Origin of the sequence: Ilyomonas limi (assembly GCF_005233845.1) — a bacterium.
GTDB classification, from domain to species: domain Bacteria; phylum Bacteroidota; class Bacteroidia; order Chitinophagales; family Chitinophagaceae; genus Ilyomonas; species Ilyomonas limi.
The window spans coordinates 82,268-89,689 of the sequence record NZ_SZQL01000021.1; the positions used below are offsets into that span (position 1 = coordinate 82,268).

Sequence of the window (7,422 nt, forward strand, 5' to 3'; positions counted from 1 at the left end):
ATCTTCTCGATTAAAACTTACTCCAGCACCGGCCGCAGCCATCTTTTTGCTTCATCATCATCCCAGCCTTTGCGCCGTTTATAATCTTCGTACTGGTCTTCTTTTATTCTGCCAATACCAAAATACCGGCTTTGCGGATGGCTAAAATACCAGCCGCACACCGAGCTTGCAGGATACATTGCCAACGACTCTGTAAGCGTAATACCTGCTTTTTCCGAAGCATTTAATAAATAGAAAAGCTTGTATTTTTCGGTATGGTCGGGGCAGGCAGGATAGCCGGGTGCAGGACGAATACCTACATATTTTTCCTTTATCAACTCTTCATTAGTCAGGTTTTCACTGCTTATATATGCCCAATATTCGGTACGTACTTTTTTGTGCAGCAATTCGGTGAATGCTTCTGCAAGGCGGTCTGCCAGCACCTGCACCATAATTTTATTATAATCATCATACTGCTGCTGAAAGCGTTCTATATGTGGCTCTATACCGTGAATGGAAACAGCAAATGCACCAATATAATCTTGCAGGCCGGTTTCTGCAGGTGCAATAAAATCGGCTAACGAAATATTGGGTTCTGTAGCTGTTTTCTTTACCTGCTGACGTAAAAACTGGAGTGCTGTTTCTTCACCGTTATCATCCACTATCACTGTGTCGGGCGCTATTTTTTTTGCCTTATAAAAACCAAGCACCGCTTTTGGCGTAAGCCACTTTTCGGCAATAATTTTATTCAATAAAACATTGGCATCGTTATACAATTTCGTGGCTTCTTTACCTATCACTTCATCATGCAACAGGTCTGGAAACCTGCCGCCCATTTCCCATGCAATAAAGAAGGGCGCCCAATCTATATATTGCCTTATTTCGTTTAAATCATAATCTTCAAAAGACTTGGTACCCAGGAATGTAGGTGTTGGTGGTATATAAGCCTCCCAGTCAATTTTTACACCATTTGCCTCTGCTGCCGCAAAAGAGATATAGGGCTTTGCAGAACGTTTGTTGCCAAAGTCTTCGCGCAACTTTTTATACTCAGTTGAGATATTATTCAAAAAATTAGACTTCTGCTCTTTGTTTAATAAAGAGCCTGCCACCGTTACACTTCGCGATGCATCTAATACATGCACAATACCATTATCATATTCAGGCGCAATCCTTACAGCGGTATGCATACGGCTGGTAGTAGCGCCACCAATAAGTAGTGGCTGCTGCATGTTGCGCCGTTTCATTTCTCTTGCCACATGCACCATTTCATCTAATGAAGGTGTTATCAATCCGCTTAAACCAATGATGTCAACATCTTCTTTTATAGCTGTATCCAATATCTTATCGCTGGGTACCATTACACCTAAATCAAGAATATCATAGCCATTACACGCAAGCACTACACCTACTATGTTTTTACCAATATCGTGCACATCACCTTTTACGGTTGCCAGCAGTACTTTAGCAGCGCCACCTTGCTGTGCAACAGGGTTATTTTTCTTTTCTTCTTCAATAAAAGGAGTGAGCCACGCCACACTTTTCTTCATTACGCGGGCACTTTTTACTACCTGCGGCAAAAACATTTTACCCGAGCCAAATAAATCGCCTACTACGTTCATACCATCCATCAGCGGGCCTTCAATTACATCCAAAGGCTTAGGATATTGTAGTCTTGCTTCTTCTGAATCTGCCTCTATATAATCGGTAATACCATTAACCAGTGCATGTTTTAAGCGTTCCTGTACCGAAGTGTTTCGCCAGGCATCATCTTTCTTTATTTCTTTACCTTTTGCTTTTACTGTTTCGGCAAACTGGATAAGCTTCTCAGTAGCTTCGTTGTTAGTATTGTTGCGGTTTAAAATAACATCTTCGCACAGTATTCTTAATGCCGGTTCTATCTCATCGTACACCACCAACTGCCCGGCATTTACAATGCCCATATCCATACCTGCTTTGATAGCGTGGTATAAAAACACACTGTGCATGGCTTCGCGCACCGTTTCGTTGCCACGAAAAGAAAAAGATACATTGCTCACCCCACCGCTCACTTTTGCCAGCGGCATTTTTTGTTTGATGATTCGGGTGGCTTCTATAAAATCTACTGCGTAATTATTGTGTTCCTCAATGCCGGTAGCAATGGCAAAAATGTTGGGATCAAAGATGATATCCTGTGGTGCAAAGCCTACTTCATTTACCAATATATCATACGCCTGGGTACAAATGTTTACACGGCGTTCCAACGTGTCTGCCTGCCCTTGCTCGTCAAATGCCATGACCACTACGGCAGCGCCAAAACTTTGGCAGATATATGCCTGCTCTATAAATTTCTCCACGCCTTCTTTCATAGAAATAGAGTTGACAATGCACTTGCCCTGCACGCATTTCAAGCCTGCTTCTATTACCGAAAATTTGGAGGAATCTATCATTACCGGAATCTTGGCAATATCCGGTTCGCTCTGCAACAGATTGATAAAAGTAGTCATTGCCTGCACGCCATCGAGCAGTGCATCGTCCATGTTTACATCTAATACTTGCGCACCGTTTTCTACCTGCTGGCGCGCTACGCTTAAGGCTTCTTCGTATTTATTTTCCCGTATAAGTCTTGCAAATTTTTTGCTACCGGTTACATTGGTGCGTTCTCCAATGTTGATAAAGTTTGTTTCCGGCCTGATGGTTAGCGGCTCCAACCCGCTTAAACGTAGGTAAGGTTTAATAGTATTCATATCTGTTTTTTGAACCACAGCGGCACAGAAGCACAGTGTGGCACAACATAATTATAGAATTAATCTTTTAAAGCCATCTTTCATTAAAGGCACATAAAAATTGATAACATATCCAATTCCTTTTCCGGTAAGTTTTAAATAACTTGTTGTTGAGCTTCCCAAACAGGATGATAATTTTCCTGTGCTTTTAATTCAATGATTAATAAATCATCTACTAAAATATCGAGACGCAAGGCATCTTCTAAGTACAATCCTTTGTAAAGAATTGGTACTTGTTGTTGCCGTAGGAATGGAATACCTCTTGCCTGCAATTCATAGCAGAAGTATTTTTCATACACACTTTCCAGCAAGCCTTGACCAAGCGTTTTATGCAGCAGGAAAGCAATATCAATTACAATTCTGCCTAACTGATTTTCTCTATCGCTTAACGGAAAATGCGCCGTGCTACTCTGTATCATCGTGTCTCTGTGGTTACAAAAGTGCTTCTGCCACCACCGGCAATTTACGTGGCACTATATCTTTTACACTTTCTGCAATATGCCTGATGTGGTCGGGCGTAGTGCCGCAACATCCGCCCACAATATTCACAAAGCCTTCTTTTGCCCAATCTTCTATAAAATGTGCTGTTTCGTGTGGTTGTTCATCATATTCACCCATTGCATTAGGCAAGCCTGCATTGGGATACGCTGACGTGTAACAGGCTGCAATACTGCTCAATTCTTCAATGTGACTGCGCATTTCCTTAGCGCCCAATGCACAGTTCAACCCAACACTCAAGGGCTTTGCATGCATTACCGACACGTAAAATGCTTCCAGCGTTTGTCCGCTTAAGGTTCTTCCACTGGCATCGGTAATAGTGCCACTGATCATAATGGGCAATTGCTGTTGCTTTGTATTACGGAAATATTTTTTGATAGCATAAATAGCAGCCTTAGCATTCAGTGTATCAAAAATGGTTTCTATTAATAGTATATCAACACCGCCATCTACCAGCCCTTTTACCTGTTCGTAGTAAGCATTGGACACCTCATCAAACGATACCGCGCGATAGCCGGGATTGTTTACATCCGGCGAAAGGGATAAAGTTTTGTTTGTTGGACCAATAGCACCGGCAACGAATTTTGGAGTTGACAGTTGATCATTATTAGTTGACAGGTTGTACTCTTCGATAGCTTCTCTGGCGCATTTTGCAGCAGCCACATTTAGCTCGTATGCTAAGGATTGCATATCGTAATCTGCCTGCGCAATAGACGTGCTGGAAAAAGTATTGGTTTCAATAATGTCTGCACCGGCTTTCAGGTATTCTTTATGAATAGCTTTGATAATCTGCGGCTGCGTAATGCACAACAAATCATTATTACCTTTTACATCGGTGTGCCAGTCTTTAAAGCGCTCACCACGGTAATCTGCTTCTGTGAGTTTATAGCGCTGAATCATCGTGCCCATAGCGCCATCGATTATTAAGATGCGTTCTTGCAAAGCAGTGTAAATATCTTTCCCAAAGTCCCCGGCCCCTGAAGGGAAGTTGGGACGATCTTCTTCTAAAAGAGTGTTTAAAAGATTATCCATACGTTTAATCATTATTATATAAATAATAAACACCACAAGAAACTTTCGTATTCTGGTGGCTAAAAATCCAACTGTTATAAACGTATGGGAAACCTAAAAGTGCGGAGTTTCTTGGCGTTTATTAGTTCAGATTTTTTTACAGGCCGAACAATAAACAAATCTACCTGTGGGCGCAAAGATAGGTTATCTGTTGGAAATATAACTACCTACCGGCAAACGGTTGGTAAGACTGCGTGCCAAAGTCAGTTCATCGGCGTATTCCAGCTCGCCCCCAAAGGCAATACCACGCGCAATAGTGGTAATTTTGCAAGGCAGTTGCTGTATCTTTTTTTGAATGTAATAAATAGTGGTATCGCCCTGTATATTGGGGTTGAGGGCGAAAATGAGTTCTTCGGTTTCTTCGGTCTGAATGCGATTAGTTAACGATTCAATATTCAACTGTTCGGGACCAACGCCATCCAGTGGAGAAATAATGCCACCCAATACATGATAAGTGCCGCTGAATTGTTGTGTGTTTTCTATCGCAATTACATCACGGATGTTTTCTACAACGCATATCAAACGTTGGTTACGCAACGGATTAGCGCAGATGGTACAGATAGCTGCATCACTCACATTGCCGCAGCGGTTACAAAATTGTATATCGGTACGCATCTTAGTAATCGTTTCCCCAAAATGCGATACTTCGGCGGTATCTTGTTTTAATAAATGAAGTACTAAACGAAGGGCTGTTTTCTTGCCAATGCCCGGCAATTTTGCAAATTCGTTTACGGCATTTTCCAATAAATTAGAAGCTAATTGCATCTTACAAAGATACAAAATGGGGTAGGGTTTTGCAAGAAAATGAGCAGGTATAATGTGGATGAAAAAAGGGATTAACAAAGTGTTTTTTGGGTTGCCATGAAGGTGAAAAGGTATGAATTATAATGAAGTATATCGACTGATTTACAGTGGATAAGATAGATGTGACTTATGCTATGCGAAGTATCTGACTTTGCATGTTTTATGTTCTTTCGAGTCTGAGACTTGCTGCATAGCAAGGTACAAAGTCTGGAGACTTCGTACAACAAAAGAATTATTTTTATCTTTTACTTAGAGGTGCATTGCGCCAACTCTGAAGAATATTGACTAAAACCTAAAATACATTGTAAAATTAACACACTGTGGAGTATCAATACTATGCTGACAAATATTATGATTTTGGATTAAAGCCAACTTGTTTATCATATTTAAAAACCAAGTTTAATATATCAGAGCAAAATCCCGAAAAAGCTCCTTGTCATTCATGGAGAAGATGGCAGGTAAAAAGACCTTTAAAGGAAGAGATTAATAATTTACCTTGGAATTTCGCTAATGGAGTTGGAACAGTACTTGGTTTATTTCATAGATGTATTGACATAGATAACTGTAATGATGACAATATTCTAAAAGATGCTTTAATTGTACTTGGACTTCCAGAAAATTACGAATGGGCTGTTAAAACACCAAATGGATACCATATTCATTTGTGGGCTGATTACACTTTACCTTTTATAACAAATAAAGAACTTAATGAAGGTGTACTTTCACTTAATCCAAACCTTGAATATAAGAATAAACTGAGTAGAATAGAACTACGATGGGCGAATCATGCTGTTTTGCCTCCAACCAAATTAAATGGAAAATCTTACCATTTTATGTTTGTAGATTTTCCATCGAAGGGACCTTCTTATATTTCACTTTATAACACATTCCGTTATATCACTAAATTTTGTGGTTCTTATGAAAGATATTCTGATTGTGAAATTGGGACATATCAATTAAAAAAGCTTTTGTTCGAATGCACGTCTAATTCTCAATCTTATAATCCTGATTTAGTTATTTATGATGCTTCAAGCGAGGAGAAGCAGATATTATATGAAGGAACAGGCGTAAGAAGTTATTCAGAAAGTGCTCCCTTATTCATTGACATAGAAACGAATGGTTTAATAAAAGACTACCTCGACTATAATTCCTATCCGAACATAATACAAATTTCTTACTGTTTTGGTTTAAGCTCTGAAATAACCTCGCATTATATAAAGCATGATAATATTAGTTTGTCTAAAGAAATACAGAGTTTAACAGGTATAACTGAAGAAAATCTTCTTAAAGAGGGAGTAGACTTTAATTATGCTCTACTTATGTTGACAAGTAGTCGAAGAAATGAAAACATTCCAATAGTATGTCATAATACTGATTTTGATATAGGCGTTTTAGATATTGAGCATTTGCGAATGGTAGGAAGACTTTCTAAAAAATACAACTCATATAGATCTGAAAATCCTTTTCGAAATGGTTGTCAGATTTATTGCACAATGAAGAAATTCTCTCAATTATTCGGTGGAAAGTACCCAAAACTTTATGAAATGTATGAGCAGTTATTTAAGGAAGATGCACCCAAAAACCTACACAATGCCAAAATTGACGTAGAAATCTTAAGAGATTGTTTTTACCTAATGAACTTATATGGTTACATCAAATTTGATGAACATAAAGGTTTAATTGAAAATGCATAATAATTACTGATAAGACCAAATTCCAATAACCAAGTATTACAAGTTGATATGTCAAACACATTTACTAAAGTGTACCGTCACTTATCAGAATTGAAACAATATTTTGACGAGGATATCAAACAGTTACATAATCTTTCTGTTGAAGCTGAAATTGAAGAGCAAAAAAGAACTTATCCTATTTCAACTACAGTAAAAGAGGGTCTCAATGCACCTTATTATCTAGTTATTCCTTGGCCACCAATTCCGAGATGTACAATTCCACAAAGTTTAACCCTTCTTGCAGTTGCTGATTATTTGGGTTTTCTCATTAAAACATCAAATAATGATTATAGAGCAACGGAAGAAAATATAATTACTTTTTTCAGAAAAGCAGAGAGTTATGGAATATGCAACTCTATATCACAAGACCAACTATTACTTCTAAATCGGTGTGCCCGTCAAGGTATGGTCCATAATTATTTACCCAAACTTGATTTAGAAGTTAGTTATCATGTAAGGGTACCCATAATTCGGCAGTAAGGAAATAGGGCGAATTCTTTATTTTTAAACTGTCAAAAACATGAAAAAGAAAACGTTTACAGAAAGCCAGATTGTGGCTGCTATCCAGAAACAGG

The 7,422-nt window shown here is 38.8% G+C and carries 5 protein-coding genes and 1 pseudogene; 2 read left to right on the forward strand and 4 right to left on the reverse strand.

All coding sequences use genetic code 11. From position 1 onward, the window contains the following. Positions 1-17 precede the first annotated feature (17 nt). The 4 genes and pseudogenes from metH to recR form a co-directional block, all read right to left on the reverse strand. Positions 18-2,702, reverse strand: coding sequence for a methionine synthase (gene metH, locus FC093_RS20265; protein WP_137263640.1), 2,685 nt, complete (start codon positions 2,700-2,702; stop codon positions 18-20). A gap of 51 nt (positions 2,703-2,753) precedes the next feature. Further along, positions 2,754-3,160 (reverse strand): annotated as a pseudogene (locus FC093_RS20270) (GxxExxY protein). Positions 3,161-3,173: 13 nt separating this feature from the next. After that, positions 3,174-4,271: a homocysteine S-methyltransferase family protein gene (locus tag FC093_RS20275; protein WP_137263641.1), complete on the reverse strand. Its 1,098-nt coding sequence runs from the start codon at positions 4,269-4,271 to the stop codon at positions 3,174-3,176. 183 nt (positions 4,272-4,454) lie between these two features. After that, positions 4,455-5,075 carry a recombination mediator RecR gene (gene recR, locus FC093_RS20280; protein WP_137263642.1) on the reverse strand — a complete coding sequence of 207 codons (621 nt, stop codon included), beginning with the start codon at positions 5,073-5,075 and terminating at the stop codon, positions 4,455-4,457. A gap of 359 nt (positions 5,076-5,434) precedes the next feature. On the opposite strand from recR, the gene FC093_RS20285 reads away from it, so the two are divergent. Together FC093_RS20285 and FC093_RS20290 are read left to right on the forward strand one after the other, a co-directional pair. After that, on the forward strand, positions 5,435-6,808 hold the full coding sequence (locus tag FC093_RS20285; protein ID WP_137263643.1) for an exonuclease domain-containing protein: 1,374 nt from the start codon (positions 5,435-5,437) through the stop codon (positions 6,806-6,808). A 48-nt stretch (positions 6,809-6,856) separates the two neighbouring features. Further along, positions 6,857-7,327 (forward strand): hypothetical protein, encoded by a 471-nt coding sequence (locus FC093_RS20290; RefSeq protein WP_137263644.1) that lies wholly within the window; start codon positions 6,857-6,859, stop codon positions 7,325-7,327. Positions 7,328-7,422 lie beyond the last annotated feature (95 nt).